Here is a 25,975-nt window from a genome sequence, read left to right as displayed (position 1 = left end):
CGTCCTGCACCCTGGACACATCCCGCCCGCACCGCGCGGCGGTGCCTGCGTGGAACTGCCGCTTCCCCCGCGGCATCGCCTGTGCGACGGCAACGGGTAACGCACAGCCAGAGATAGCGGCCCCGAACCCGGTCATGTGGACCCGAGAGATCCCCTTCATCGATCCCGTCGCGGCCGCCGCCCGGTTGCGGTCCCTGCCGGGTCTCACCTTCCTCGACAGCGCGATGCGGCACGACCCGCTCGGGCGCCATTCGATCGTGGCCGCCGACCCGTTCGCGCGCTTCCGCTTCCGCGACGGCGTCGCGACCCTGAATGGCGAACCGGTGCCGGGCGGCCCCTTCGCGGCCCTGCGCGCCTGCCTCGCCCCCTACCGGATCGAGCCCAGCCCTGAAAATCCCTTCCCGGGCGGGGCGATCGGCTACCTCGCCTACGACCTCGGCGCGGCGTTGGAGCGGGTTGCGCCGCCGGCCCGGCGGGCGGGGCTCACCGACGACATCGCCCTGAACCTCTACGACACGGCCCTGGTGATCGACCACGCCGCCGGCACGGCCCGACTCGTCGCCACCGGCTTTCCGGAGACGGAACCGGCCGCCCGTCAGGCCCGCGCCGCGGCACGGCTCGCCGCCTTCGCCGACCGGCTCGGCACCGAACCGCCAGAGGCACCGGGCCAATCCGGGAAAGGCCTCACGTGGCGCTCGAACTTCGACCGGCAAAGTTATGAAGATGCTGTCGAAAAGGTCCGCCTCTATATTCGGGCGGGCGACATCTACCAAGCCAACATCGCCCAGCGTTTCAGCGCCGATCTACCGGCGGATTTCGACCCGTTCGCCCTCTACCGGCGCCTGCGCGCCACCAACCCGGCGACCTTCGGGGCCTATCTGGAGCTGGAGGGGCTGAGCATCGCCTCGTCCTCGCCCGAGCGCTTCATCCGGCTCGACGGCCGGCACGTGGAGACGCGGCCGATCAAGGGCACCGCCCGCCGGCTCGACGATCCGGAGGCCGACCGGGCCGTAGCCGAAGCCCTTCTGGCCAACGTCAAGGAGCGGGCCGAGAACGTCATGATCGTCGACCTGCTGCGCAACGACCTGTCGCGGGTGTGCAAGCCGGGCAGCGTCGCCGTGCCCACCCTGTGCGGCCTGGAGACCTACGCCAACGTCCACCATCTGGTGTCGGTGGTGACCGGACAACTCCGCGACGGGCTCGACGCCCTCGACCTCCTGGAGGGGACCTTTCCGGGCGGCTCGATCACGGGCGCCCCAAAAATCCGCGCCATGGACATCATCACGGAGATCGAGGGCGACGCGCGGGAACTCTATTGCGGCGCCATCGGCCGGATCGGCTTCGACGGGACGATGGACACATCGATCGCGATCCGCACCGTGTTCATGGACGCGCACCAGGCGGTGCTGCAGGCGGGGGGCGGGGTGACCCTGCTGTCGGAGCCGGGCCCGGAATACGACGAGACCCTGGCCAAGGCCGCCCGGGTGTTCGAGGCCTTCGCATGATCCTCGTCCTCGACAATTACGATTCCTTCGTCTTCAACGTGGTCCGCTACTTCGAGGAGTTGGGCGAGGACGTCCGGGTCGTGCGCAACGACGCGCTGGATGTGGCCGGCATCCGGGCGCTCGAACCGGAGGCCCTGGTGGTCTCGCCCGGCCCCTGCACCCCGGCGGAAGCCGGGGTCTCGCTGCCGGCGATCCGCGACCTCTCCGGCACGGTGCCGATCCTCGGGGTCTGCCTCGGCCATCAGGCGATCGGCGCGGCCTTCGGCGGCACGGTCGGGCGGGCGCAGCGCCCCCTGCACGGGCAGATGACGCCGATCGCCCATACCGGCGAGCGCCTCTTTTCCGGGTTGCCCGCGCCGATGCCCGTGGGGCGCTACCACTCGCTGGTGGTCAATCCCGGCCCCGACATGGAACGGCACCTCTCGGTCGACGCGGTCTCGCAGGAGGGGGAGGTGATGGCGCTGTCGCACCGGACCCACCCGACCTACGGCATCCAGTTCCACCCGGAATCGGTGCTGACCGAAGGCGGCCACGCCCTGTTCGCCAATTTTCTGGACCTCGCCCGCGCGTGGCGGGAACGGCGTGATGGGCCGGGGGGACGCCGCGATGCTGTGGCGTGACGGGGCGCTCGCGCCCGGGACCACGGCCCCCCTCGACCACACCGACCGCGGCCTGACGCTCGGCGACGGCCTGTTCGACACGGCCCTGGCGCTCGGGGGCCGCGTGGCCTTCGAGGGCGCCCACATCGCCCGGCTCGTGGCCTCCGCGGAGATTCTTGGGATTCCCGCCGAGCCGGAGCAGATCCGCGCCGCCATGCGGGCGCTGGCCGGGCAGGGGGGGCCTCTCGGGGAGCGGCTCGCGATCCGCACGACGCTGACGCGCGGCTCCGGCCCGCGGGGCCTCAAGCCCCCGGAGGATCCGCACCCCACGCTGTTCGCCACCGCGGCGCCGAGCGCCCGGAGCGCAGCCTTCGCGCCCCTGCGCCTGTGGCCGACCGCCATCGCCCGCAACGACACATCGCCCGCCAGCCGCCTGAAGACGCTGGGCTATGGCGACGCGGTGCTGGCCGCCCGGGAGGCCGCCGCGGCCGGCTTCGACGAGGCGTTGTTCTGCAACACGAAGGCGTGCGTCACCTGCGCGGGCACCGGCAATCTGTTCGCCCTGTTCGGCGCGACCCTGGTCACGCCGCCGCTCGAAGACGGCGTGCTCGCTGGCATCATCCGGGCGGAGGTTCTGGGTCTCGCCGCCGGCTGCGGGGTGCAGGCCGAGGAGCGGTCGCTGACCCTGTCCGAGTTCCTGGGGGCGGACGCCGTGTTCCTGACCAACTCCCTGCGGCTCCTGGCCCCCGTGACGGCCCTCGGCGACAAAGCCTTCCCGGGCGCCGGGCACCCTACTGTGGCCTGCCTGATGGCGGCCCTCCGGGCCCGCGTGGCCCAGGCCTGCAACGTGACGGAGGATAGGGTCGCGTGACCGAGCAGACGATCGAGACCGGGCGGCGCTGGCTGCGCTACGGGCTCGCGGCGATCTACCTGTTCATTGGCGTGGTCCACCTCATGGCGACCGACGCGATGCTGCCGCTGATGCCCGACTGGGTGCCGGAGCCCCGCCTCGTCATCCAGGCCACCGGCCTGTGCGAGATCGCCGGTGCGCTCGCCCTCCTGACGGACCGATTCCGCCGGGCCGCCGCGATCGGCCTCGCGCTCTACGCGGTCTGCGTCTATCCGGCGAACCTCAAGCATGCCTTCGACCACATCCACGTCGACGGCATCCCGGATTCCTGGTGGTATCACGGGCCGCGGCTCGCCTTTCAGCCGGTCTTCGTCTGGGCGGCCCTCTGGGCCGGCGGGCTGATCGACTGGCCGGTCCGCCATCCCGGACGATCGGCCGGGAGCCCACCCGGCGCCACCCGCTGACGGGATCACGTGATCCAGGGATCACGGCGGCCCAGGATCCGGCAAACCCTGGATCACGCCGGCCCTGGATCACAGGATCACAGGCCGCGCATGCCGCGGCGCAAAAAAAGTTCCTCCCCAGGGCCGAGAGATCGGGAAAAGATCGGGCGGATACGCCCGGCGGGACCGGCGTTTGCCGTCCGGAGGCTGCGCACCTGGCAGCTTGCCCAAAGGAGATAGACCGCCATGGCCAAGCAGAAGACGCTGCACGACGCCTTCTACGAGACCCTGAAGGACGTCTACTACGCCGAGAAGCAATCCGTGAAAGCGCTCAAGAAGTCCGCCAAGGCGGCGGAGCACGACGAGTTGCGCCAAGCCTTCGAGACCCATGCCGAGGAGAGCGCCCAGCAGGTCGAGCGGCTCACGCAGGTGTTCGAGCTGATCGGCAAGCCGGCCCGGGCCAAGACCTGCGAGGCGATGCAGGGCATCGTCTCCGAGATGGAGGAAGATCTGGAGGATTTCGAGGATAGCCCGGCCGCCGACGCGGTGCTGGCCGCCTGCGCCCAGGCGGTGGAGCATTACGAGATCGCCCGCTACGGCACCCTGAAGACCTGGGCCGCCCAGCTCGGCTACGCGGACGCCGCCAAGCTCCTCGACGAGACCCTGCAGGAAGAGAAGAAGACCGACGCGCTGCTGTCCAAGATCGCCGAGTCGATCAACACCGACGGCACCCCTGAGGATGCCGAGCCGTCCAAGAAGGGCAAGAAGGCCACTTGAGCGGAGGCCGCCGCCCCACACGGCGGCGGCCCGGCCGCCGCCGCTCCAGAAGCGGCGGCGGGCCCGGTGCCGTAAACCGTATCCCGACAAAGTCCTGCCGTTGTCTCCGATCGCGTCCATACGCAGCCAGAACAATCTTCGCTTCTAGAGCAGCGTGATCTCTTATTTCGCGCCGAAGCAGACACGAAAATCGATAACGCCGCGCATCAATACATTAAATCTTTGAACTCGGATTTTTGCATCCATACCGAAACATGCATTGAGAACAAATCGTCGGCATGCTACGGCCGAAGCACGTCAAAGATCGATCGTCTGTAAAAACAGTTCTGTTTCATCGAACGTATTGCACATATTCTGCTGGATGCATTCGAGATGAAAATCCTCAATAATATAAAAATTCTGACCAAGATTGCGATACCTCTGCTTATCACGATGCTGGTGAGCGCGATCACGGTCGTTTACGCGCTCAATACCATGCACGTCATCCAGGAGCGCAGCGGCTACGTCGCGGAGTATCTCACCGTCCGGCTGGCCGGTCTGCAGAGCGCGCGGATCCATCTCGGCGACGCCGCGCTCATGAACCGCAACCTCATGATCGGCGAGCCGAAATCCGATCTCACCACGTTCGAGGACCGCTACAACACGGCCGCCAGGGCGACGCTCGACGATCTCGATCGCATTATCGCCGCGTCGCGGTCGACCGACGATACCGAGAAGGTCCAGAAGATCCGCCGGATCGCCGCTCCCGTGCTCGAGATGGTCGCGAACAGCAACACCGCGGCCCTGGACGGCGACCGCGATGCGGCCATCCAGATCTCGTACAAGGACGCAGCCGGGTTGCGCGCGGCCTTCCACGCGGCGATGCAGGCCCAGATCGCCGACTTGGAACGCCGGATCGACGACGGCAAGCACGCCACGCAGGCCGATGTCGAGCGCGGCACCACCATCCTGATCGTCACGGCCGTGGCGGGGCTGCTCGCGTCCCTCGCGACGGCCGGCGCGATCGCGGTGTTCGGAATCACGCGCCCCCTCGACAGGCTGGTCGCCGCCCTGCAGCGCATGGCGGGCGGCGCGAGCGACATCACCCTCGAGGCCGCGACCCGCCGGGACGAGATCGGCGCAGTCGGCCGTGCCGTCGAGGGGATCAAGGCCATGGTGGCCCGCAGCGCCGCCGAGGAGGCGGGGCGCCGGCACGCGGACGAGGCCGCCTCCGCCGCCGAGCGCAAGCGCGCCATGGTGGAGTTGGCCGACGCCTTCGAGCGGGCCGTGGCCGGCATCGTCGGGATGGTGTCGAGCGCGGCCGCCGAGCTGCAGGCCACGGCCGGACGGATGTCGGCCAGCGCCCAGGAGGCCGCCAGCCAGTCCACCACCGTGGCGGCTGCCGCCGAGCAGGCCGCCGCCAACGTCAACACGGTGGCGGCGGCCACCGAGGAACTCGGCAGCTCCATCCAGGAGATCAGCCGGCAGGTGACAGGCTCGACCGACCTCGCCCGGCGGGCCGTCGGCGAGGCCGACCAGACCGCCGCCCAGGTCTCCGCCCTGAGCGAGGCCGCGAGCCGGGTCGGCGACGTGGTGCAGCTGATCTCGACCATCGCGGCCCAGACCAACCTGCTGGCGCTCAACGCGACGATCGAGGCGGCCCGGGCCGGCGAGGCGGGCCGCGGTTTCGCGGTGGTCGCCGCCGAGGTCAAGGAGTTGGCCGGCCAGACCGCCAAGGCCACCGAGGAGATCGCCGGCCAGATGGCCCGGATCCAGGGCGCGACCGGCGAGACGGTGGGGGCCATCGGGACGATCACCGGGCGCATCCGCGAGATCAACGCCGTCGCGGCGACGATCGCGGCGGCCGTCGAGCAGCAGGGGGCGGCGACGCAGGAGATCGTGCGCAACGTCGGTCAGGCCACGGCCGGCACCCAGCAGGTGACCGACAACATCGCCGGCGTGGCCCAGGCCTCGGAGCAGACCGGCCGGGCGGCCGACCGGGTGCTCACGGCAGCGACCGACCTGTCACGCCAGTCCGAGCAGCTCGCGTCCGAGGTCGAGCGGTTCCTCAACACCGTGCGGGCGGCGTGAGGGCCGCGGTCAGTTCGGCTTCTCGACCGCGCTGAGGGGCGTCCAGTAGCAGCGCTCCTGCCCGGCCGCCGGCGCGAGGCAGCCATAGGTCGTCGTCCGGCTCTCGAGCCGGACCGCCTCGCCGGGCGTCCAGTTCCGGCACTCGCCGCTCGCGAGGCTGCCCCGCAGGAGCTGCCCGAACCCCGATTCGTCGCCGGCCATGACCAGCTTGAACAGGCGGTCCGTGACCTCCTGGGTGTGACAGCCGAACCGGCCCTGAACGATCGTCTCGGCCCGGGCGGGCCGGGGCAGGGCGGTCGCGGCGAACAGGGCCAGGACGGGCAGGGTGAGGAGGGGGAGAGCGAAGCGCATGGGCGGCACCATATCCGCCGGTTGAGGTCTGTCGAGCCCCCGGACGCGCGGCACCCCGCGCAGGATCGTCGCGCCGGCTATCCGGCCCGCTCCGCCTCGTCGCGTTTCACCGCCTGCCATGCGGCCTCCATGGCGGCGAGATCCGAGCGGCCGAGTTCGCCCCCGGCCGCCGCCAGATGCGCCGCCATCGCGGCGAAGCGGCGCTCGAACTTGGCGGTGCCGTCCCGCAAAGCCGTCTCCGGGTCGATCCCGGCATGCCGGGCGAGGTTGGCCACCGAGAACAGCAGGTCGCCGATCTCGTCCGCCACGGCCCGCCGGTCGCCCGCCGCCAGGGCCTCGGCGACCTCGTCGGTCTCCTCGCGGACCTTGCCGATCACCTGAGCGGCGTTGTCCCAGTCGAAGCCGTAGCCGGCCGCCCGCCGGGAGATTTTTTCCGCGCGAGCCAGCGCCGGCAGCGCCAGGGCGACCCCGCCCAGCGGGTCCGGCGCGGTTTGCGCTTCGCCGCGCGCGGCGCGTTCCTGCGCCTTGATCGCCGCCCATTGCGCCTCGACCTGCGCCGGGTCGCGCAAGGCGGAGCCCTCCGGCAGGAGCGACCCGTCCGGCGCGAAGACGTGCGGGTGGCGGCGGATCAGCTTGTCGGCGATGGCGCGGGCCACGTCGTCGAACGCGAAGGCGCCCTGCTCCTCGGCCATCCGAGCGTGGAACACCACCTGAAGCAGCAGATCGCCGAGTTCGTCGCGCAGGTCGTCGCGGTCGCCCCGCGCCACCGCGTCGGCGACCTCGTAGGCCTCCTCGATCGTGTAGGGCACGATGGTGGCGGATGTCTGCGCCACGTCCCAGGCGCAGCCGCGGACGGGGTCGCGCAAGGCCGCCATCAGGCGCAGCAGCCGGCTCAGTTCCGTCTCCGCCACCCCGTCGCCCGCGCGGCCCGACTCGTGTGTCTCGCTCATGCCGCTGGGGTTAGAGCCGTTCCCGACCGCGTGGCAACAAGGATCCTGGGTTTCCAAAGGGCAAGCCCTTTGGCGGGTTCTCAGGGCGGAGCCCTGCGTGTCGTGGCCCTGAGACGACGACCAGGGCTCTGCCCTGGACCCGCGAAAGGTCGAGACCTTTCGAAACCAGGATCCGATAGACTTTCACCTCACCACTTGTAGCTGACCTTCGCCAGCACCCGCCGGGCGTCGCCGTAGAAGCAGGACACGCTCGACTGGCAGGAGGCGACGAAGCGCCGGTCGCCGATATTCGAGGCGTTCACCTGGAAGCGCCAGTTCTCGTAATCGTAATGCACCTGCGCGTCGAACAGCACGTAGTCGGGCACCCGCAGGGTGTTGGCCACATCGGCGAACGAGCTGCCGACGTAGCGCACGCCGCCGCCGAAGCCGAAGCCGCGCCACGGCCCGAGCGGGATGGTGTAGTCGGCAAACAGCGAGGCGAGCGTCTGCGGGATGTTGACCGGTGTCTTGCCGACCCGCACCGGATCGGGGTCCCGCAGGGTGGAGAAGTCGAACTTGGTGAAGGACGCCACGAGGTTGAGCCCGTCGGCGACGTTGGCCACCAGCTGTGCCTCGAAGCCGGTGGAGCGCACTTCGCCGACCTGCGTCTGGAAGATCGTGTTCAGCGGGTTGGGGGTGAGCACGTTGTTGCGGTGGATGTCGAAGCCCGCCAGCGTCAGGAAGTAGCCCTGGCCCGGCGGCTCGAACTTGACGCCGCCCTCGACCTGATCGCCCGTATCGGGCTTGAAGGCCCGGTTGTTGATGTCCACGCCGATCTCGGGCTGGAACGAGGTCGCGTACATGATGTAGGGCGCGAGGCCGAAGTCGAAATTGTAGATCGCCGCCGCCCGGTAGGTGAAGGCGCTGTCGTTGCGGCCGTTGGTGTTGGACGGCGTCAGGCGGTCGTAGACGGTGTTCTGGACGAAGTCCTGGCGGCCGCCGAGGATCAGGGTCAGCTCCGGGGTGAGCTTGATCTGGTCCTGGAAGTAGAGGCCGACCTGCTGGAACGAGTCGGCGTTGATCAGGTAGGGCGAGGCCGAGACCGTCTGCGGGCCGTAAGCGGGCGCGAAGATGTTGAGGCTCGGGGCGGGGAAGCCCGAGGCTTGGTTGTCGTGGATCTGGAAGTTCCGGTACTCCACGCCCATCAGGAAGTCGTGCCGGAAGAACCCGTCGGAGAACTTGGCCTCGGCCTGGGTGTCGACGTCGAGCTGCGCGATCTTGGCGCTGTCCCGGAACAGGTAGCGGCCGAGCTGGGTCTGGAGCGGATCCGAGTAGCCGAGCTGGCCGATGTAGGAATTCTGGTAGCTCTGCGTGTAGGCGTAGCGGGCGTTCTGGCGCACCGCCCACGTGTCGTCGAAGACGTGCTCGAACTCGTAGCCGATGAAGGCCTGATCGCGCTGGTAGGTGTTGAAGCCGGCATCGCCGACGTTGAGCGAGCGCGGGATGCGCAGGCCCAGCACGGTCGGCCGCGCCGTGCCCTGGTAGGGCAGGAAGTTCGCCGTCACCGCCGTGTTGTCGTGCTGGAAGCTCGACAGCACCGTGAACTTGGTCGAGCCGTCCGGCTTATAGGTGAAGGCCGGGGCGATGTAGTAGCTGTCGTCCGGCGCGCCCTGGACCTGCGTGCCGCCGTTGCGGGCATAGCCGGTCAGGCGGGTGAACCAGTGGCCCTCCCGGTCGGCCGGGCCGCCGACGTCGAAGGCGGCGTAGCGCTGGTCGAACGAGCCGCCGCCGACCTCGATATAGCCGAACGGATTCTCGGTCGGGCGCTTGCTGATCTGGTTGATCAGGCCGCCGGGATTGCCGGCGCCGAACAGCACCGCGGAGGGGCCGCGCAGCACCTCGACCCGCTCCAGCCCGAACGTGTTCACCCGGCTGTAGGCGAAGCCGTAGTTCAGGAGCTGCAGGCCGTTGAGGTAGAGGCCGTAATCGCTGACCACGAAGCCGCGCAGCTGGAAGAAGTCGAGCCGCGTATCGGCGCCGAAGGTGCCCGCATAGGTGCCGGCGACGTACTGGGTCGCCTGCGTCAGGGTCTGGGCGTTCTGGGTGTCGAGCTGCTGGCGACCGACCACGGTGATCGATTGCGGGGTCTCGATCAGCGGCGTGTTGGTCTTGGTCGCGGTGGCCGAGCGCTTCGCCACGAAGCCGTCGATCGGGCCGGTCGGGCTCTCCACGGCCCGCGCGCCCGCGCCGGCCCGGGCCGCGACCGGGGCGCCGCCGCCCTGGCTCTCGACGCTCAGTTCCTCGAGCTGCACGCTGCCCCCGGCCGGGGGATTGTTCAGCGCCCCGCGGCGCGGCGGCGTCGCGTCCTGAGCGAGGCTCGGCGCGGCCTGGGCCAGGACGGCGAGCGAGGCGCCGGCCAGGAGGGCGCGCAGGGTGGCGCCACGGGTCTTCGAATGGGGGTAAGCAACGCGCATGGGACCTGGCCGTGTCGGGCGAAGCGGGCAGCCGACCGCGTTCGCCGGGAAGGGCTCCGGCGTTGCTGTCGCGCTGTTTAGAATTGTGCTAAACTACTGTTGGGATTGTGTTTTCTTACGCCTGGCGTACGCGCGGCCGTGCTTGGCCGCAAGCCGCCCTCGCGCGTCTGGCGACGGCTGTTGCCGCGGCGACACGCTCTGGTAGTGGGCCTGCGAGGGCGCGGATCGTGGTTGGATCGGTCTGACGGGCGGCCGCGCGTCTCCCTTCCCCCTCTGCGGGGGAGGGAGGGCGCGCCGCGGCCTTCGACCCGGGTCAGCTGGAAACCGGGTCTCTGATCGCGCTGTGGACATCGCAGGATAGCAGGGGAGGCCCGCCGCCTACTTCACGCGCCCAGCGAGCCACTCGGCCAGCACGTCCGCCACGGCGTCGCTGTTGGTCTCCAGCATCATCATGTGGCCGTTGCCGCGCAGGCCCCGGTCGGAGAGCGCGATCACGTCGGGCTTGGCTCCGGCCTGGGTCAGGAAGGCGGCCGTGCAGGCATCGTAGGTGGCGTGGAACGAGGCCTCGGCGGTCACCAGCACGGTCGGCACCTTGGCGAGGTTCGGCAGGGCCCGGGCGGGCTCGCCCTGGAGCCAGCAGCGGATCCGCCCGTCTCCCGCCTTGGGTTCGGAACCCTTGGCGTCCGACCCCTTGGATTCCATCCCCTTGGCGTCCTGTGCCACCACCAGATCCTCGGGCGCCTTGACGGGCGGGTCGAAGGTCAGCGGCATGCGGGTCAGCCCGTAGGCGCGGGCGCGGCCGTCGCCGCTCTTTTCCCAGAACTCCTTGCCGCCGCGGAACTGCACGTCGAAGAAGGGCGGCCCGCTCGGCTCGACCGCCACATGCGCCTTCACGAGGTCGGGCCGCGCATCCGAGGCCGCCCAGCCGAACAGGGATGCCTGGCCGTGGGTCAGCAGGATCGCCGGTCCGATCTTCTCCAGCAGGGCCAGCAGCGCCGGATCGACCAGCTCCTCGGTCTGCTGGGTGTTGGCGAGGAACGGCACTTGGCTGGCGAAGAACTGGTCGAAGCCGACATTGCCCTGCACCCCGGGTCCCCCGGGCCAGCGGGTGTGGAGCTTGGCCTGCGGGTACAGGTCGTAGACCTCCGGGGCCGTGTGGGTCCGCTCCAGGCTGCGGGTCCCGAGGCGCTCATAGGGGCCGTAGACCTCCGGGTTGGTGCCCGAGCGACCGCGCCCGACCTGATCGACCACGTAGACCTGATAGCCCTTCTCGACGAAGTGCTGGACCCAGCCCGGGCGCCCGTCCGCGGTGGCGAGGTAATTCACGCCGGTCTGGGCGAGCCCGTGCACCATCACCACGGGGTAGGGCTGCGTGATCCGGGCCGGGGTCCGCGACTGCACGAACATCTGGCCGACCATCACGGTCTTGTCGCCGAGCTTCTGGTAGCGGCCGCCGATGTAGAAGTAGCCCGCCCGGGTCACCGGCTCGGCCGGGGCCGGCCCGGGGGACGACGCCGTGGGCGGGGCGGCTGGCTCGGATGCCGGCCCCAGAGCCGGCCCTTGAGCCGAGCGCTGCACCGGCACCGCAGACGGCACCGTCCCCTGTGCCCGGGCGGCCCCCCCGGCCAGGGCCGATACCTGAACGGCGAGCAGCGCCACGAGGGCGCCGTTCGCGATGCCGTTGCCGGCCATGCCGTCTCTCCCGGGCGCACCCTGCTCCGCGCGGGCGCTTATTGCGGGAAACGCAACGCGCCGCCACCTCAGAAAGCTGCACGCAAGCCGGTTGCGCGGCCCGGAATCTCGGGTGTGATACGCGCTCGTGTAACGAACCCGTCACCACGTCCGCAGAAAGTGCTTCGCCGAGCCCGAACCCAGGCGCATGCCAGGCGCGACCTTGGCGGTGCTGGCGCCGCGAGGCCCGCGCGCCCACCTTCTGATGGTGCCGACGCCGTGCTCGCCGGCCCCTCGCCCGGATCGCTTCGGGCGAGACCTGAGTTAAGGACCTCCACCGTGGACCCCGCAACAGCCAAGACCCTGGTCTCTGCCGCCCTGGTCGCCTCCATCACCCTGTTCAGCCTCGTGTCGTTCCAGGCGTTCTTCGCCCAGATCGCCGCCGATCTGCGGGCCGCGCGGGTCCCGGTGCGCACCGACCGTCGGGATCCGCCGCAGGACTGACGACGGTTTCCAGGGCTCTGCCCTGGACCCGCGAAAGGGCTCACCCTTTCGAAACCGGACGTTGTCCGCGTGGGCCGGACGCCCTTCAGGCCTCGTCCTTCCGGGCGCGTTCGCGCAGGATGTACTTCTGCACCTTGCCGGTGGAGGTCTTCGGCAACTCGCCGAACACCACGTGGCGCGGCAGCTTGTAGGACGCGAGCCGGCCCCGGCACCATTGGATCAGCTCATCGGCGCTGGGTGAGGCTCCGGGTTTCAGCTCCACGAAGGCGCAGGGCGTCTCGCCCCACTTGGCGTCGGGCTTGGCCACCACCGCGGCGCTGGCCACCGCCGGGTGCTTGAACAGCGCATCCTCGACCTCGATCGACGAGATGTTCTCGCCGCCCGAGATGATGATGTCCTTCGAGCGGTCCTTGAGCTGGACGTAGCCGTCCGGGTGCTTCACCCCGAGGTCGCCGGTGCGGAACCAGCCGCCCTTGAAGGCGGCCTGCGTGGCGGAGGGATTCTTGAGATAGCCGCGCATCACCACGTTGCCGCGCATCATCACCTCGCCGATCGTGGTCCCGTCGGCAGGCACCGGCTCCAGCGTCTCGGAATCGCGCACGTCGAGGGCTTCCAGCACCGGATAGCGCACGCCCTGGCGGGCCTTCTTGGTCGCCCGCTGGTCGGCCGCGAGCGCGTCCCAATCCGCGTGCCACGCATTCACCACCGCCGGCCCGTAGCTCTCGGTCAGCCCGTACAGGTGCGTGACGTCGAACCCCGCCTCCGACATGCCGGCGAGCACCGCCTCGGGCGGCGGCGCGGCCGCGGTGAAGAACGCGACGCGCTGGCCCAGCTCCCGGCGCTCGGCATCGGAGGCGTTGATCAGCATCTGCATCACGATCGGCGCGCCGCAGAGATGCGTGACCCCGTGCTCGGCCATCAGCCGATACATCGCGTCGGCCCGCACCTGCCGGAGGCAGACATGGGTGCCGGCCACGATCGACAGGGTCCAGGGGAAGCACCAGCCGTTGCAGTGGAACATCGGCAGGGTCCAGAGATAGACCGGGTGCTGCCCGAGCCCGCCCGTGACCACGTTGCCGAGCGCCAGCAACGCCGCGCCGCGATGGTGGTAGACCACGCCCTTCGGGTCGCCCGTGGTGCCCGAGGTGTAGTTCAGCGCGATCGCGTCCCACTCATCGTCCGGAAGCTGCCACGCGTGCTCCGGATCGCCGCCGGCCAGGAACGTCTCGTAATCGGTCCCGCCGAGCCGGTCGCCGGGGCCGTCATAGACCGGGTCGTCGACGTCGATCACGAGCGGCTTCGTCTCCAGGTCCTCCAGGGCCGCGGCGGCGATGCGGGAGAACTCCCGGTCGGTGATCAGCACCTTGGCCTCGCCGTGCTCCAGGCAGAAGCGGATCGCGGCGGCGTCGAGGCGGGTGTTGAGGGTGTTGAGCACGGCCCCGGTCATCGGCACGCCGTAGTGGCACTCGATCATCTCGGGGGTGTTGGCGAGGAGCGCCGCCACCGTGTCGCCGCGGCCGATCCCCCGGGCCGCCAGCGCGGAGGCGAGGCGGCGGACGCGGGCGTAGAGGTCCCGGTAGGGCCGCCGCAGGGCGCCGTGGATCACCGCGATCTGGTCGGGGAACACCCGCGCGGCCCGGTCGAGGTAGAGCAGGGGGGTCAGCGGCTGGTAATTGGCCGGCACGCGATCGAGGTCGCGGTCGTAGATCGTGTCGCGGGCCATCCCGTCCTCCCCAGCAAGTCTTTGCCGGAACAGTAGCTTGCCGGCGACGGCGGCTCCAGTCGTGGTTTCGAAAGGTCGGGACCTTTCGCGGGTCCAGGGCGGAGCCCTGGTGCCGGACGCTGTCCGGTGTCGGGCTTCGCCCGATCTCAGGGCTCCGCCCTAAGAACCCGCCAAAGGGCGGGGCCCTTTGGAAACCCGGCTCTTAATGCCGCGATTCGTCCTCAGGCTCGGGCAGGAAGCGGGCCAGCTCGAAGCCGATCTCGATCATCAGGTGCTCGATCCGGTCCGTGAGCGCCGGCCGCTGCAGGGCCCGGGCGAGTTCGCGCAGGGCGATGACGTGCTCCGCCATCCGGTTCACCACGCGCTCGCCCTGCACGAGGTTGGCCGCCTGCTCCTCGGTCCGGTCGATGGCGATGCCCCGCCCCCGTGTGGCCCGGCCGTCCGGATCGTGCTCGATCCGGCCGCGCATCAGCAGCGTGCGGATGCCGGCGCGGGTCTCCCGGGTGCGGAATTCCGCCTCCATGGAACCGCCGATCACCGCAGCCGCGTGCAGGTAGCTCTCGATCCGCAGACGATCCTCGGGATGCGTGCGGTCGAGGAAGGTTTCGAGGGAGACGCCGCTCGCGGCCGCCTCCGGGTCGAGGCCGAGCAGGCCCGCGAAGGAGGCCGAGAGTTCCAGCTGGCCGGCCCAAAAATCGTGGACCCAGGTGCCGACGACGCCGGAGGCATCGAGCACGGATTGCGGGATCGGAATTTCGGCCATGCCATTCCTCGCGGAGGCGCCCGGCGTTTTTAAACTTGAGGTTTTCAAACCCCCCGGCCTCCCCTTTGTCACGCAGATAAGCTAGAGTATCACTCGGCCGCTGGGAAGTCTCTTAACCCATTTCAGGTCAAAAATATTAACCTAAAGTTAAATAGGCGCGTGTAGCACCGGATCGACCTGCAGGGTTCGGGCCAGGCACGATCTTAACGAGTCATTAACCATAACGGCTACACCGTACGTCGAGGCATCCACGGGTTCCCGGATCGCAAACGGAAGCGAGTCGATAACCTGAGGTTGGCCTCGACGGCGCAGCGACCCGGGAGTCGCTCGCGCCCGGACGGATGCGCGGGGCCTTCTGGAGGACGCCCAGGATGAAAGCGATCACCTTCGTCACGCAGAAGGGCGGCAGCGGCAAGAGCACGCTGTGCATCTCCCTGGCGGTGGCCGCCCGGGAGGCGGGCCACACGGTCTGCATCCTGGAGATGGACCGGCAGGCCACGATCTCGGACTGGCTCGACCACCGCACCGTCGACGGCCCTGAGGTGGCGCAGATCGACGCCACCCAGATCGACGCCGTGATGGAGCGCCTGCGCGAGTCGGCCTACGATTACGTGTTCATCGATACGCCCGGCGTCGATTCCACCGGCACGCTGTCGGCGATCCGCGCGGCGGATCTCTGCATCATCCCGTGCCGGCCCACCCCCGCGGATCTGCGGGCGTTCAAGCCGACGCTGGCGGCCGTCTACCGGCTGGAGAAGAAGTTCGCCTTCGTGCTGAACCAGACTCCGCCGCGCTCCTACCGGGTCCGCGACGCCTCGGACGGGCTCGCCGTGCTCGGCATCCTGCCCGACGTGAACATCGTCGCCCGCACCGACCACCAGGACGCGATCGGCCTCGGCCAGGGCGTCACCGAATTCAACCCGAAGGGCCAGGCCGCCGGGGAGGTCCGCCGCCTCTGGTCGTGGATCGAGCGCCGCACGCAGTCCCTGAGGACGGGCCAGCATGTCCAAGCCGCCTAAGCTCAGCCTCGCGGCGATCGTGGCCTCGGCGAATCCGCAGGGTCGATCCGCTTCGGCGGCCCGGCCGCAGGGCGCCGAGATCGTCTCGCTCGCCCTGGCGCCCCCGGCGCCGAAGCAAGCGGCCACGCTCAAGCAGCGCGCCCGGCAGATGTCGGTCTATCTGGAGCCGCCGGTCTACGACCAGCTCCGCGACCTCGCCTACGCCGAGCGGACCAAGATGCACGCCCTGATGCTGGAGGGCCTCGAACTGCTGTTCAAGCAGCGTGGCGCCCGCTCGATCGCGCAGCTGACCGAGACGCAGGGCCGCTGAGGGCGGCTCAAGGTCCCAGGGCTACGACACGACACGGGCCCCATCTTCGCCGAACGCGGCGCGGGTCCCGTCTCCCGTGCGGGAGAGGTCTACGCGCGCAGAAAGCCGGGTGAGGGCTGAGACCTGACCGGATCAGGTTCGCCCCGTACGAGCCGCTGTGACGCGCTCCATCCTGGACCTTCTCGCCCCTCGCCCCAACCCTCTCCCGCACGGGCGAGGGGGCGCGTTGCGGTCGTCAAAACCCTCCGTGCACCACAGTCGCGTCCTGTCGTCCCAGGATCTGAGCACGGTCGCACGCGCTGGCGGGATGGAGCCTGCAGCGCGCCAGGCCCGCTCTCGTCCGACTCCACGAGCGGAGTCGGCCAAGGCGGCCTGCGTCAGGACGAGGTCTCGCACATCAAGAACCCCGCTTCCCTGAGAGGCGCAGCGTCCACAGGGGCCGCCGCCTCGTCGCGCCCCATCACATCCCTTCACGCCCGCCCACAGACCTCCCACCGAGCAGAGGCGGCCGCCTGCGGCCGCCCGATCGGGAACGGCTCGGAGCCACCTACCATTCGGGATGACATCTGTGTGTCGGGAGATCTTTACGGACACAATGCTCTCTGAGTTACAACGTATCCACTTTATCGTTTAGGTTGACTGCGTTAGTTTGATAATCGATCATCCAATCAACGCAACGCACAGGATCTTTCAAAGAGGTTGATTTACCGAAGACAATTTGCTGCACTCGGCCATATCTTGCAAACATCTGACCTGACAGAGTGCGGAGACGTCCTTGACACATCCTGGGTTGAATTATCTTCGATCACCCGTCGCGTTCCGCCGTGGCATCGGCCTATCCAGCCGCGCGACGTTCATCGTCCTGGCCATCGTCTGCGCGTCCTTCATCGCCTGCTCGAGCTACATCTACGCCACGCAATCCGTGATCTTTCGGACGAGTCTCGAGAACAGCATGTCCAACCTGAGCGCCGCATCGGCGCGCAGCGTCGGCCATTGGTTGAACGGCAAGGTTCAGTTGATCCAGCTCATGGCGCAGCAGAGCGCGGTCGTCGGCGTCGGATCGAAGGTCGGCGACGTGCTCGGCTTGCCGCTCCCGCGCGAGACCTTCCTGAGCAGCTATGTGGGTGGGCAGGACGGCCACCTCGCCCAGGTTCCGGCGCAGCCCCTTCCGCCCGGCTTCGATCCGCGCACGCGGCCCTGGTTCAAGCAAGCTGTCGCGGCGGGCGGGCCGATCCTGACCGAACCCTACGTCTCGGCGGGCGGGACGTCGGGGAAAGACGAACTCACGATCACCGTGGCGACCCCGATCTTGGACAGCACGCACACCCTCCTCGGTGTGCTCGGCGGCGATTTCGACCTCGCCGGGCTCGCCCGGTTGATCGGGGGGATCGAGGAATCCGGAACGGGCGGGCCAAGCTACAGCTACCTCGTTTCCCGCGCGGGCACCGTGCTGATCCATCCGCGCGGCGCGCTCGTCGGCAAGCCGCTCACGGATCTGATCGCCGGGCCGCTCCCCAAGATCGAGCCGGGCACCGTGCTGGAGACCCATGAGGGCGACAGGGCGACCTACACGGTCTTCGCCCGCATTCCGAACCTGCCACCGTCCCTGGACTGGTATTTCGCCCTCTCGGTCGACGGTGCCACGGTCACCGCACCGATCACCCGCATGGCCCGGGACATGGCTTGGTCCACCCTGATCGCCCTGGGTCTGGTCGCCCTCGTGGTCAGCCAGATGATGGTGCGGATCGTGGCACGTCCGCTGAACCGGCTGGTCGCGGATCTGCAGCGGATGAGCCGGGGCGAGCGTGACGCCGCCATCGCCGAGGCCCAGCGCCGGGACGAGATCGGGCTGGTCGGCCGGGCCGTGGAGGGCATCCGGGTACTGGTGGCCGAGAAGGCCCACGCGGAGGCCGAGGCCCAGCGCTCGGCCGTCGAAGCGGCGGCGGTCGAGCGCCGGCGCGCGATGCTCGCGCTGGCCGACGGGTTCGAGCGGGCGGTGGGCGCCGTGACCGGCACGGTGGCGGCCGCGGCCGCGGCGCTGCAGGAGACCGCGCGGACGCTGAGCGCCAGCGCGGGCGAGGCGGCCGTGCAATCGGCGGGGGTGGCCGCCGCGGCCGGGCAGGCCGCCGCCAACGTCCGCATGGTTGCGGCGGCGGCCGAGCAGCTCGGCGCGAGCGTGCAGGAGATCGCCGGTCAGGTGGAGGGCTCGTCGCGGCTCGCCGAGACGGCGGTGGGCGAGGCGGACCGGACGGGGGGCCTGATGCAGGACCTCTCCGAGGCCGTGTCCCGGATCGGCGAGGCCGCCGGGCTGATCGCCTCGATCGCCGGCCAGACCAACCTGCTTGCGCTCAACGCCACGATCGAGGCGGCACGCGCCGGCGAGGCGGGCCGGGGCTTCGCGGTGGTGGCGGCCGAGGTCAAGGCGCTGGCCGGCCAGACGGCGCGGGCCACCGAGGCGATCACCGGACACATCGCGCGCATCCAGGGCTCGACCGGGCAGGCCAGTTCGGCGATCGGCGGCGTGGTCGAGCGCATCCGGGATCTCAACGCCGTGACCGGCTCGGTGGCGGCGGCGGTGGAACAGCAGGGCGCGGCCACGCAGGAGATCGTGCGCAACGTCGGGCAGGCCGCGATCGGCACCGACGCGGTCACGGCCAACATCACCGGCGTCGCCGATGCGGCCGGGCAGACCGGCACGGCCGCCCAGCAGGTCCTGGCCTCCGCGACCGAACTCACGCAGCAATCCGACCGGCTCGGGCAGGAGGTCGCCCGCTTCCTGGAGACCGTCCGCGCGGCCTGAACGGCACGCAGGGCTGGTTCCTGAACCGGGGCCGCCGGCAAAGTTCAGGCTTCCTTTACGCAACCGATACAAGTGTGGGTGGACCCAGCCGGTGCCCTTTCGCACGGCCGGGTCGGGTCCGCCGTCGGACCCCGGTCACGCGTAGAGTTTGGTGAATCCCACGATGGTGCGCACGACCCTTCCCCGGCCTGCGCGCCTCGCCCTGCGGCTCCTGGCCGTCTCGGGCGTGGCCCTGGCCACCGCCAACTGTGCCACCACGCCCCAGCAGCAGAAGCTCAGCGCCGGCAACGGCGTCGACCCGAAATACGGGGTCAAGGCGAGCCCGCGCCTCTACAACGAGGGCGACGTGATCCCAAAGGGCGGCGGGCGCCGCTACACCGGTAAACCCTACGTGGTCGCGGGCCAGACCTACGTGCCCAAGGAGGATCCCCGCGGCTACGTGCGGGAGGGCCTCGCCTCCTGGTACGGCTCCGCCTTCCACGGGCGCATGACCGCCAACGGCGAGGTGTTCGACCGCCACTCGATCGCGGCCGCCCATCCCACTTTGCCGCTGCCGAGCTATGCGCGGGTGACCAACCTCGACAACGGCTACTCGATGCTGGTGCGGGTCAACGACCGCGGCCCGTATCATGCGGGCCGGGTCATGGACGTCTCGGAGGAGGCGGCCGAGGCCCTGGGCTTCCACCGCCGGGGCACCGCACGCGTGCGCGTCGAATATGCCGGCAAGGCCTCGGTCGCCGGCAGCGACGACCGCAAGCTGCTGGCCAGCCTGCGCACCGACGGGCAGCCGGCCGGCCGCTCGACCGTGATGGTGGCCGATCTCGGCCCCACCGCGGAGACCGAGCGCTACGAACGCTCCACCCCGGCGCCGCTCGCCTTCAAGCCGGCCCAGGACCGCGCACAAGAGCCGGCGCAGGAGCCCGCGCAGACGCGCGAGGATTCCGCCCCGGCGCCGCGGCCCGCACCGGTCCGCGCGCCGATCGTGCTGGCCTCGGCGGCCGTCACGGTCCCGGCGGCGGTTCAGCCCACCGCGTCGCGCGTACGGGAGTTCCGCCCGATGCCGGTCGCGGCCCGGGGCGCGAACCTGCAGGTGGCGGGCCTCAACCCGGCCGCCCTCGCCCCGCCCTCGGCCGGGCACGGGGGGCCCTCGAAGCCCGCCGCGTCCGGCCGCAACGCCCTGGCGGAGACTGCGCGTCATCCGGGTTCCGCCCGGCTGGCCCAGGGGGGGCCGGCGGCGATGCCGGGTCCGGCCAAGCTGGCCATGGCGCGCCTCGCCGCGGCGGCGCCCGCCAAAGGTCCGGCGCCCAAGACCCTGCCGTTCAAGGTCGCCGCGGCCCCGCGTGCGCCGGCGATGCATGCGGCCGCGCCGCAGGCCGTTCCGGCCAAGGCGGCCTCGATCAAGACGGCGTCCGCCCCGGTTGCGGCGAAGGTTGCGGCGGCGAAGGTCGCGCCGGCCAAGGGGGCGCCAACCCAGGCGGCCGCCAAGGCGCGGCCGTCCCGCATGGCCGGGATCTACTGACGCCCGCACGGCCTCCGCGTAGGCGCCCCGGCCGCCCCGGCCGCCGATGCGGCATTTCGCATTCGATCCGGCACTGAAACCGTAATATGGTCACGCTTGTTATTGGGATACGGCCGGATTGCCTCCGGCCGGGCCACGAGCGCGGGACGGAACGGCGATGCGCAGGACCCTTCTCACCCTTCTGGCCGCCGCCTGCGCATTCGGGGCCGGCCTCGCCGCCGCGAACGCGCAGGGCTTCCAGACCGCGGCGCCGCACGCGATCCTGATCGACGCCGATTCCGGCTCGGTCCTGTTCGAGAAGGCCGCCGACGAGCGCTTCTCCCCGGCCAGCATGGCCAAGCTGATGACCACCGACATCGTGTTCGAGGCGCTGAAATCCGGCCGCCTGTCGATGGACACCGAGTTCACCGTCACCGAGGACGCGTGGAAGCGCGGCGGGGCGGGGGGCGGCGGCTCCTCGATGTTCGCGCAGGTCAACAGCCGCATCAAGATGGCGGATCTGCTGCGCGGGCTGATCGTGCAGTCGGGCAACGACGCGGCCATTACCATCGCGGAGAACATGGCCGGGTCCGAGGACGCCTTCGCCGGGCTGATGAACCAGCGCGCCAAGGAGATCGGGCTGACGAACTCGACCTTCCGCAACGCCACCGGCTATTCGGCGCCCGACCAGAAGGTCACGGCCCGCGACATGGCGAAGCTCGCGCTGCACATCATCGAGACCTACCCGGATTACTACAAGATCTTCTCCGAGAAGGAGTTCACCTGGAACAAGATCCGCCAGCAGAACCGCAACCCGCTGCTCGCCCTCGATATCGGCGCGGACGGGCTCAAGACCGGCTACCTGGAGGAATCCGGCTACGCGCTGACCGGCTCGGCGGTGCAGAACGGCCAGCGGCTGGTGCTGGTGGTGTCCGGTCTGAAGACCGCCCGCGACCGCGCCGCCGAGGCGCGCAAGCTGATGGAATGGGGGTTCCGCGCGTTCGAGCCCCGGCAGATCTTCGCGCCCGGCGAGACGGTGGCGGAGGCCTCGGTGTTCGGCGGGCAATCGGGCTCGGTGCCGCTGGTCGCCAAGAAGCCGGTGCGGGTGCTGCTGCCCCGCGGCTCCAGCGACCGGGTGAGCGCCCGGGCGATCTACACCGGCCCGCTCGTCGCCCCCGTGGAGGACGGCCAGCGGGTCGGCGTGCTGCGCGTCCAGCGCGGCGACACGATCGCCCTCGACCAGCCGCTGTTTGCCGGCGCCGCGGTGGAGCCCGGCACCCTGCCGCAGCGGGCCATGGATGCGGCATTGGAATTCGGCACCGGGCTCGTGCGCAAGGCCCTCGACCGGGCCGGCAAGGGGAACGACAAGGGGGGCGACAAGGCCGCCGCCGGGGCCGCCAACCCGTCGTGATCGTGCTGCCGTGACCGTGCCACGCATCGGGGACGCCGCGGAGCGGCGGGGCGCCTTCATCACCGTCGAGGGCGGGGAGGGCGCCGGCAAGTCGACCCAGATCGCCCGCCTCGCCGCGACCCTGCGGGCGCGCTCCGGCCGGGGCGTGTGCGTGACCCGCGAGCCCGGCGGCTCGCCGCGGGCGGAAGAGATCCGGACGGCGCTGCTCGGCGGGCTCGCCCAGCCCTATGGCCCGTTCGCGGAGGCCCTGCTGTTCAGCGCCGCGCGGATCGACCACCTCGACCGACTGATCCGCCCGGCGCTCCAGCGGGGCGAGACCGTTTTGTGCGACCGTTTCATCGACTCGACCCGGGCCTACCAGGGCGCGGCCGGCGGCCTCGAACCGGGCGTGCTGGACGCCCTGGAGCGGGTCGTGGTCGGCCCGACCCGGCCCGACCTCACCCTGATCCTCGACCTCGACCCCGCGGCCGGCCTCGCCCGCGCGGCCGGCCGCGGCGCCCGGACCGGGCAGGGGGCCGACCGGTTCGAGGCGGAAAAGCTCGATTTCCACATCCGCCTGCGGGAGGCGTTTCGGGCGATCGCCGGGGCCGAGCCGGAGCGGTGCGCGGTGATCGATGCGGGGCGCGACCCCGATGCGGTCGAGGCCGCGATCCGCGCGACCGTCGCGGCCCGACTGCCGGATCTGCTGCCGGGGGCGGGCGCGCGGGGTGATGCCGCGTGATCGGGCCGGCCGGTTTGCGGCGCGTCCCGTCTGCGCTATCTTCGGGAGTGGGACCGGCGGGGGCTACCGCCGATCCCTGGCCTTCACCCGTTAAGGTGTAGCCAACTCAAGATCAGTGGGTGAATGGCGCGCTGGAGATGGAACCTCCACTCGCCATTTTCCGATCTCGAGAATGCCAGAGAGAGAACCATTCTCTGCACGCCCGGCCGCATCGGGCCGCGTGCGGCCGTCGCGGAGTGGGTTGGTGAGGCCCACCATGCGAGGCCGGTGCGCGACCGGCCCCGAGGCGCTGGGCGCCGCCTGTCCCCTCCTGTAAGCGGAGCCGTGGCGGCGTCGCCAGAGGGGTTGGAACCCGCCAGGACGAGATTTCGGGACGCGCCATGAAGCCCATCGACCGCGCCGCCGACGACGTCGAGCCCGGCGACCTGCCCGGCATCCCGCGCCCGCGCGAAACCCTCACGCTCGTCGGCCACGCGGCGGCGGCCGAATCCTTTGCGGCCGGGATCGCGGCGGGGCGCCTGCACCATGCCTGGCTGATCGGCGGCGCCCCCGGCATCGGCAAGGCGACGCTGGCCTACGGGGTCGCGCGCCGCCTGCTCGCCCATCCGGGGGGCGGGGGCCCGGCCGGGCTCGACGTGGCGCCGGACGATCCCGTCACCGGCAAGGTCGCGGGCCTGTCGCACCCGAACCTCGTGGTCCTGCGCCGCCACAGGACCGTTGGCGCCAAGGCGCTGCCGACCAAGATCTCGGTCGACATGGTCCGCCGCGCGCTCGACCTGTTCGCCACGACGGCGGCGGATTCCGGCTGGCGCATCTGCATCCTCGACAGCGCCGAGGACCTGAACGCCAACGCGGCCAACGCCCTGCTCAAGGTGCTGGAGGAGCCGCCGCCCCGGGCGCTGTTCCTGATCCTGTCGCACCAGCCCGGCCGGCTGCTCCCGACGATCCGCTCCCGCTGCCGCGCGCTGATGCTGCGGCCGCTCGAGCCGGAGGAGGTCGGCCGGGTCGTGCGCGCCCTGCCCGCGCCGTTCCCGCAGCCCGACGACGCGGCCCTGGCCCGGGCGGTCGCCGCGAGCGAGGGCTCGGTCGCCCGGGCGCTGGCGATGCTCGATCCGGTGACCGCCGGCCTCGTGGCCGAGGTCGAGACCCTGCTGGCGCGGGCGCGCAGTCCCGATTGGGGCCGGGTGCTCAAGCTCGCCGAGACCCTGGCGGGCCGGGACGCGGAGGCGCGGTTCGAGGCCGCCCAGGACGCGGTGCTGCGCTTCGTCTCGGGCGAGCTCGACCGGCGCCGCGACGAGCCGGCGGCACGGCTGGCCGCCCTGGTGGAGGTCGCCGAGCGGTTCGGCCGCGCCGCCCGGGAGGCGGCGATCTACAACCTCGACCGGCGGCCGGTGGTGCTGTCGCTGTTCGGGGATCTGGCGGAGGTGGGGTAGGGGGGTCGGCTCGAGCCTGCCGCGTCATCAAACCTCGGGGTTTCCCGAAAGCGGTGATGTGCGGGCAGACCGGTACTTTCGGCCTTGGGTGGTTTTCTGCCGTTCCGCTTTCAAGCGGCAGTACTTTGGAAGTGGACATTACCTCCGCGAAGCAGCCCGGCACATGGGTGTTGTGATGCTATATTTTATATAATAAATACCCGGATCTGCAGCCTGCGCCTTCGGTCGGCGAGCTGTGAACCGAGGCTACGGATGCAACCGTTCTTCTCGACAGACGGAATTCACCCCAAGAACGCGTTCCGGAGATGGCGGGAGACGATCTGCGAACGATTGATCCCGATCGAGCAGCAACCCCTTCACGACGTTCCGTTTCAGGGCCGGCTGGACGTCACCAGTATCGGGCCCGTGCCGATCTCCAGAATGGCTCACACAGCCATGCGGACTGAAGCGACGCCCGACGCGATCCGGCGCCATGGGCAGTCCGACCGCCTGTACGCGGCCATGAAACTCTTCGGCCACGACACCCTTCAACAAGGCGATCGAGAGGCTGTGACCCGGACGGGTGACTTCGTCGTCGTCGACGCACGCCCGGCCGTCTGCGAAGCAAACACGGGTATCTCCCTTGTCATCGATCTGCCGCGCGAGCGCTTCGAGGCCATGCTGGGCCCGTCTCGGCTGTTCTGTGCCCTTACGGTCGGAGCGGACCTCGCTTCCGTGACCCTGGCAAGCAGCTTCATCCAAGAGCTGGTGCGCGTGGGCAGTCAGCTCACGCCCGACGCTGCCGCGCGTATGGCGTCGATCGGAACGGACCTGATCATAGCGAGCATCGCCGAACGAATGGCACATGAGGTGCCCCGTTCCGTCCACGGCAACGTCACGGTCCAGCGTGCGAAGGCCTATATCGAGGCCCATCTGGGCGATCCGAGTTTGGATCCACCACATCTGGCCGCCGCAATGGGGCTGTCGCTCCGCCGCCTTCAGGAACTGTTCCACGAGCGCGGCCGGCACATCTCCGACTACATCTGGGAGCGCCGCTTGGAGGTGGCCGCCAAGCGCCTGATCGACCCGGCCTGCGCCCACCTGTCCATCGGTATGCTGGCTTACGGTTGCGGCTTCAGCAGCCAGGCGCATTTCGCGCGCCGCTTCAAAGACCGCTACGGCATAAGTCCGCGCGAACACCGGCAGGCGCACAGGCAGGACGCGCAACGAGTCGCGTCCACTTTCGGGCTTTCGTCCTCGTCCGCCGAGTGACTGGATTGGGTCCCTGTCGGATTGGCTGCTCAGGGTGGATTCCTGCCCATCCGGTTTTGGACGGCGAATGCATTCAAGCGGACATGGCCTCGGGGACCGTACCGTTTGCAGACGCTGCAATCGCGGATCAGCAGAACACCCTGAGGCTAATCTTTAGGCGGGCTACGCCGAAGAGCGCAGCAAATGGTGCAGCAGGATGCCTTTGGATACATGATCACGTTTTCGTGGCCTATCATTTCGGTTATTAGCCACCTAAATCGGGTAGAAACAAACAGAAATACTTTATCTAGTTCTGTTGCACTCAAGCAACGCGATCAAGGTACGGGGGTAAAGCAGCAATATTCCTTTTGCTTATTGCCGCTGACCTGAGCCAATAGCTCAACGCCGCCTACCGCCGGCGTGTAAGCCCGCCGCCAAGACGCGAGCAGAAATGATTTTGGCAGTGAGATCCGGATCACCGGACGATGCTGCGCTATGGGTCTCGAAGATTTTGGGGTCATCCATGAGGTTCTTGAAAAGCTCCCTGCTGGGCTCGGCTGCCGCGTTCGCGGCGGTGGGCGCCGCGCACGCCGCCGATCTGCCGGTCAAGAAGGCCGTGCCGATCGAATACGTCCGCGTCTGCACCGCCTACGGCGCCGGCTTCTTCTACATCCCCGGCACCGATACCTGCCTGCGCGTCTCGGGCCGTGCCCGGTTCGAGGGCGGCTACCAGACCAGCTATACCCGCCAGGCCGGGCCGAGAACTCGGTTCCGGCGATCGGGTGGCCGGGGACCAGGGCGACGCCGTGGGGCAGATGCGTCTGAATCGCCGCCACCACGTCGCCCTTCACCGGGCCGACCTCCGACACCAACGCTCCTGGCTGGAGAGGTTGC

At 70.0% G+C, this 25,975-nt stretch carries 21 protein-coding genes and 1 pseudogene; 16 read left to right on the top strand and 6 right to left on the bottom strand.

Annotation, left to right across the window (positions count from 1 at the left end; genetic code table 11):
- The first annotated feature begins 134 nt into the window (after nt 1-134).
- The 6 genes from pabB to MKK84_RS05940 all read left to right on the top strand — a co-directional run bounded on the left by pabB (nt 135) and on the right by MKK84_RS05940 (nt 6,244).
- The gene (pabB, locus tag MKK84_RS05965; protein WP_243917522.1) at nt 135-1,505 is read left to right on the top strand and encodes an aminodeoxychorismate synthase component I; all 1,371 of its coding nucleotides are present in this window, start codon (nt 135-137) and stop codon (nt 1,503-1,505) included.
- Nucleotides 1,502-2,125 carry an anthranilate synthase component II gene (locus MKK84_RS05960; protein WP_243917520.1) on the top strand — a complete coding sequence of 208 codons (624 nt, stop codon included), beginning with the start codon at nt 1,502-1,504 and terminating at the stop codon, nt 2,123-2,125. The genes pabB and MKK84_RS05960 overlap by 4 nt, the downstream gene beginning before the upstream one ends.
- The gene (locus MKK84_RS05955; RefSeq protein ID WP_243917686.1) at nt 2,112-2,975 is read left to right on the top strand and encodes an aminotransferase class IV; all 864 of its coding nucleotides are present in this window, start codon (nt 2,112-2,114) and stop codon (nt 2,973-2,975) included. The genes MKK84_RS05960 and MKK84_RS05955 overlap by 14 nt, the downstream gene beginning before the upstream one ends.
- Nucleotides 2,972-3,418 (top strand): DoxX family protein, encoded by a 447-nt coding sequence (locus tag MKK84_RS05950; RefSeq protein ID WP_243917518.1) that lies wholly within the window; start codon nt 2,972-2,974, stop codon nt 3,416-3,418. Before MKK84_RS05955 ends, MKK84_RS05950 begins: the two co-directional genes overlap by 4 nt.
- A gap of 225 nt (nt 3,419-3,643) precedes the next feature.
- Nucleotides 3,644-4,174 carry a ferritin-like domain-containing protein gene (locus tag MKK84_RS05945; protein ID WP_243917516.1) on the top strand — a complete coding sequence of 177 codons (531 nt, stop codon included), beginning with the start codon at nt 3,644-3,646 and terminating at the stop codon, nt 4,172-4,174.
- Between the two features lie 372 nt (nt 4,175-4,546).
- Nucleotides 4,547-6,244, top strand: coding sequence for a methyl-accepting chemotaxis protein (locus MKK84_RS05940; RefSeq protein WP_243917514.1), 1,698 nt, complete (start codon nt 4,547-4,549; stop codon nt 6,242-6,244).
- Nucleotides 6,245-6,253: 9 nt separating this feature from the next.
- Here MKK84_RS05940 and MKK84_RS05935 read toward each other — a convergent pair whose 3' ends face one another.
- From MKK84_RS05935 to MKK84_RS05920, 4 genes are all read right to left on the bottom strand, one after another.
- The gene (locus tag MKK84_RS05935) at nt 6,254-6,595 is read right to left on the bottom strand and encodes a hypothetical protein (protein ID WP_243917512.1); all 342 of its coding nucleotides are present in this window, start codon (nt 6,593-6,595) and stop codon (nt 6,254-6,256) included.
- A 77-nt stretch (nt 6,596-6,672) separates the two neighbouring features.
- The gene (gene mazG / locus MKK84_RS05930) at nt 6,673-7,545 is read right to left on the bottom strand and encodes a nucleoside triphosphate pyrophosphohydrolase (RefSeq protein ID WP_243917510.1); all 873 of its coding nucleotides are present in this window, start codon (nt 7,543-7,545) and stop codon (nt 6,673-6,675) included.
- A gap of 188 nt (nt 7,546-7,733) precedes the next feature.
- Entirely contained in the window at nt 7,734-9,998 is a 2,265-nt protein-coding gene (locus MKK84_RS05925; RefSeq protein WP_243917509.1) for a TonB-dependent siderophore receptor, read from the bottom strand.
- Nucleotides 9,999-10,376: 378 nt separating this feature from the next.
- Nucleotides 10,377-11,690, bottom strand: a complete 1,314-nt coding sequence (locus MKK84_RS05920) for an alpha/beta hydrolase (RefSeq protein ID WP_243917507.1) — start codon at nt 11,688-11,690, stop codon at nt 10,377-10,379.
- A 318-nt stretch (nt 11,691-12,008) separates the two neighbouring features.
- On the opposite strand from MKK84_RS05920, the gene MKK84_RS05915 reads away from it, so the two are divergent.
- Nucleotides 12,009-12,173 (top strand): hypothetical protein, encoded by a 165-nt coding sequence (locus MKK84_RS05915; RefSeq protein ID WP_243917505.1) that lies wholly within the window; start codon nt 12,009-12,011, stop codon nt 12,171-12,173.
- 85 nt (nt 12,174-12,258) lie between these two features.
- Here MKK84_RS05915 and MKK84_RS05910 read toward each other — a convergent pair whose 3' ends face one another.
- Both MKK84_RS05910 and MKK84_RS05905 read right to left on the bottom strand, forming a co-directional pair.
- Nucleotides 12,259-13,896: an acyl-CoA synthetase gene (locus MKK84_RS05910; RefSeq protein ID WP_243917503.1), complete on the bottom strand. Its 1,638-nt coding sequence runs from the start codon at nt 13,894-13,896 to the stop codon at nt 12,259-12,261.
- Between the two features lie 202 nt (nt 13,897-14,098).
- Nucleotides 14,099-14,659, bottom strand: a complete 561-nt coding sequence (locus tag MKK84_RS05905; RefSeq protein WP_243917501.1) for a PAS domain-containing protein — start codon at nt 14,657-14,659, stop codon at nt 14,099-14,101.
- A gap of 371 nt (nt 14,660-15,030) precedes the next feature.
- Here MKK84_RS05905 and MKK84_RS05900 point away from each other — a divergent pair, with 371 nt between their 5' ends.
- The 9 genes and pseudogenes from MKK84_RS05900 to MKK84_RS05860 all read left to right on the top strand — a co-directional run.
- On the top strand, nt 15,031-15,678 hold the full coding sequence (locus tag MKK84_RS05900; RefSeq protein WP_243917499.1) for a ParA family protein: 648 nt from the start codon (nt 15,031-15,033) through the stop codon (nt 15,676-15,678).
- A complete protein-coding gene (locus MKK84_RS05895; RefSeq protein ID WP_243917497.1) occupies nt 15,662-15,988 on the top strand; it encodes a ribbon-helix-helix domain-containing protein in 327 nt (108 codons plus the stop codon). Before MKK84_RS05900 ends, MKK84_RS05895 begins: the two co-directional genes overlap by 17 nt.
- 775 nt (nt 15,989-16,763) lie before the next feature.
- Nucleotides 16,764-18,788 carry a methyl-accepting chemotaxis protein gene (locus MKK84_RS05890; protein WP_243917496.1) on the top strand — a complete coding sequence of 675 codons (2,025 nt, stop codon included), beginning with the start codon at nt 16,764-16,766 and terminating at the stop codon, nt 18,786-18,788.
- A gap of 163 nt (nt 18,789-18,951) precedes the next feature.
- On the top strand, nt 18,952-20,307 hold the full coding sequence (locus MKK84_RS05885) for a septal ring lytic transglycosylase RlpA family protein (RefSeq protein ID WP_243917494.1): 1,356 nt from the start codon (nt 18,952-18,954) through the stop codon (nt 20,305-20,307).
- 157 nt (nt 20,308-20,464) lie between these two features.
- Nucleotides 20,465-21,697: a D-alanyl-D-alanine carboxypeptidase family protein gene (locus MKK84_RS05880; RefSeq protein WP_243917492.1), complete on the top strand. Its 1,233-nt coding sequence runs from the start codon at nt 20,465-20,467 to the stop codon at nt 21,695-21,697.
- Between the two features lie 10 nt (nt 21,698-21,707).
- Nucleotides 21,708-22,418 carry a dTMP kinase gene (tmk, locus tag MKK84_RS05875; protein ID WP_243917490.1) on the top strand — a complete coding sequence of 237 codons (711 nt, stop codon included), beginning with the start codon at nt 21,708-21,710 and terminating at the stop codon, nt 22,416-22,418.
- A gap of 380 nt (nt 22,419-22,798) precedes the next feature.
- The gene (locus tag MKK84_RS05870; protein WP_243917488.1) at nt 22,799-23,851 is read left to right on the top strand and encodes a DNA polymerase III subunit delta'; all 1,053 of its coding nucleotides are present in this window, start codon (nt 22,799-22,801) and stop codon (nt 23,849-23,851) included.
- A 252-nt stretch (nt 23,852-24,103) separates the two neighbouring features.
- Nucleotides 24,104-25,102 carry a helix-turn-helix domain-containing protein gene (locus MKK84_RS05865; protein WP_243917487.1) on the top strand — a complete coding sequence of 333 codons (999 nt, stop codon included), beginning with the start codon at nt 24,104-24,106 and terminating at the stop codon, nt 25,100-25,102.
- 502 nt (nt 25,103-25,604) lie between these two features.
- Nucleotides 25,605-25,838, top strand: a pseudogene (locus MKK84_RS05860) (porin); the annotation flags it as partial.
- Nucleotides 25,839-25,975 lie beyond the last annotated feature (137 nt).

The organism is Methylobacterium sp. E-065, from assembly GCF_022829605.1.
GTDB lineage: Bacteria > Pseudomonadota > Alphaproteobacteria > Rhizobiales > Beijerinckiaceae > Methylobacterium.
Note: the sequence above shows the minus strand (reverse complement) of the source record. Positions and strands in the feature narration are given on the sequence as shown.